This window comes from Bacillus thermotolerans, from assembly GCF_000812025.2.
Lineage (GTDB): Bacteria > Bacillota > Bacilli > Bacillales > Domibacillaceae > Quasibacillus > Quasibacillus thermotolerans.
The window spans coordinates 1-2,198 of sequence record NZ_JWJE02000098.1 but is presented as its reverse complement, the minus strand read 5'-3'; the positions used below and the strand labels follow the sequence as shown (position 1 = coordinate 2,198).

Annotated in this window: 2 protein-coding genes and 1 rRNA gene; 1 reads left to right on the top strand and 2 read right to left on the bottom strand. The window is 39.9% G+C overall.

All coding sequences use genetic code 11. The features are described 5' to 3' along the window. Positions 1–158 precede the first annotated feature (158 nt). Positions 159–1,046: a DMT family transporter gene (locus QY97_RS18780; RefSeq protein WP_039237139.1), complete on the bottom strand. Its 888-nt coding sequence runs from the start codon at positions 1,044–1,046 to the stop codon at positions 159–161. 163 nt (positions 1,047–1,209) lie between these two features. Beyond that, positions 1,210–1,395: a type Z 30S ribosomal protein S14 gene (locus QY97_RS18775; RefSeq protein WP_039237137.1), complete on the bottom strand. Its 186-nt coding sequence runs from the start codon at positions 1,393–1,395 to the stop codon at positions 1,210–1,212. Between the two features lie 635 nt (positions 1,396–2,030). Between QY97_RS18775 and QY97_RS18770 the strand changes: the two genes are divergently transcribed. Continuing rightward, positions 2,031–2,198 (top strand): 16S ribosomal RNA (locus QY97_RS18770); the annotation flags it as partial.

The window sequence follows — 2,198 nt, the reverse complement described above, 5'->3', positions numbered from 1 at the left end:
AATTAAAAGGTATGAGCCCGGTGCAATACCGGACTCATGCCCAACAAATTGCCTAATGAAATAACCTGTCTAACTTATGGGGGTCACTTCATTGACTGCTGGAGGCTCCTTTTTTTAAATACGAATAATATCTTCCTGAAGAAGGGGTGCTTTATATATTAGTAGCTGCCGGCTTCTTCTTTTATCGATGTGTTCCTTTGCTGAATTAAAAATAGAAGAACACCAGACAAGACAAAGAATCCGCCCATTAGCTGCAGGTCAGTGACGCGTTCATCTAATATAAGAGCAGCTAAGATTGTAGCTCCCACAGGCTCTCCTAAAATGCTCATCGATATAGTTGTCGTGTTCACGTAATTGAGCAATAGGTTATAGATGACATGAGCGATTGTCGGAAAGACTGCTAGCAGAAAGAATATTCCCCACTCGTGCGCGCCATATCCGGTAACAGGGGTGCTTGTCAAAAGGTTATAAATGTTGAGCGCAAGAGCGGCAAATAAGAATACACAAAAGCTGTATATCCAATGAGAAATAGTCTTTACTTTATTTTGACCAATTAACAAGTAACCGACTACGGCTACAACACTTAAAAACGAAAGAATATCCCCCAAGATAGCGGTCTTGCTCAGCCCTAAATCTCCCCAGCCGATCATGGCAACTCCTATAATAGAGATCCCTATTAATAACAAGGTGGCTAGATTGGTTCTTTCTTTATAGAAAAGAAACCCGCCCACCAGGGCAACGATCGGCTGTAGAGCCAGTATGATGGTTGAGCTAGCGACTGTTGTTAATTTCAAGGAGCCGAACCATAAAGCAAAATGCAGAGCTAGAAAAATACCGGCAATCGCTAAAAACAGCCAGTCTTTCCTGGATAGTTTTTTAAACTCCTCTCTTTTCAGCCATACCATAGGCAGCAATAAGGCGCAGGCCAGATACATGCGATACATGCTTATAATACTTGCTGGTGCATCCGACCACTTCACAAATATGGCGGCGAAAGAGATGGCGATCATAGAAATAGTAAGTAATAACCCAACAGGTGTTTTCATGTTTCCTCCTGAACGTAAAAACGTGTGAATTAAATGATCATGCTAATATCTGTATCTTATATATTCTAATCTATTTTGCCAACCATCATTTATAAAGTATGGCAAGCAAACAAAAAAAATAGCCAGCTCCATAGAGAAGCTGACTATTTTGCTCACTTTATTATTACCGGCTGGCTTTCTTGACCCCAGGGATTTGCCCTTTGTAAGCAAGCTCTCTGAAGCAAATGCGGCAAAGCTTAAATTTACGATAAACAGAATGCGGACGGCCGCATCTTTCGCAGCGTGTATATTTTTGAACCTTATATTTAGGTGTGCGTTTTTGCTTAGCGATCATGGACTTCTTAGCCATGTGTAAACCTCCTTGCTTAGTAGAATAGGAGACGTCTACTTATTATAACTTAATAATAATTATAAGGAAATAGGGGACTAGTGGCAATTCCGAGAAGCTGCAGGGCCTTTTTATTTAGGAACAGCTGAATGCTTTATTTTCTTTCATATATCTATCTCATTCTTAGGTATCTACGAATATACGTACGATGACTGTTTGATAGCATTAATTATATATAAAAGCGGCCGTTCTTTTTGGAATATAATTTTTTTATAAAGAACGATTGACTTTGTGTCTGGAAAGATGTTATATTATTATTCGCCGCTAAACAAGGCGGTCATGAAGAGAAGCTGAAAAAGAAGTATTACAAAATGTTATTGACTTTAATTTTATTTTTATGATATAATATTTTAGCTGACGAAGAAAAATGCTTCGGAAGGCCGATGGATAAAAAGTTATTGACTCAAAACACTAAAAGTGATATAATAATAGAGTTGATTATGAAATTTTTTGGAAAAGAAACATTGATCTTTGAAAACTGAACAAAATACATGCCAGTTAATTCTTGATTTATTTATGAGTAAAGGATCATCTGCTAAGATCGTCACGTCCTGTGACAACGCAGATGCCTGCACATCCTGTGCAATGCAAACATCTTTTTGGAGAGTTTGATCCTGGCTCAGGACGAACGCTGGCGGCGTGCCTAATACATGCAAGTCGAGCGGACAGAAGGGAGCTTGCTCCCGGAAGTCAGCGGCGGACGGGTGAGTAACACGTGGGTAACCTGCCTGTAAGACTGGGATAACTCCGGGAAACCGGGGCTA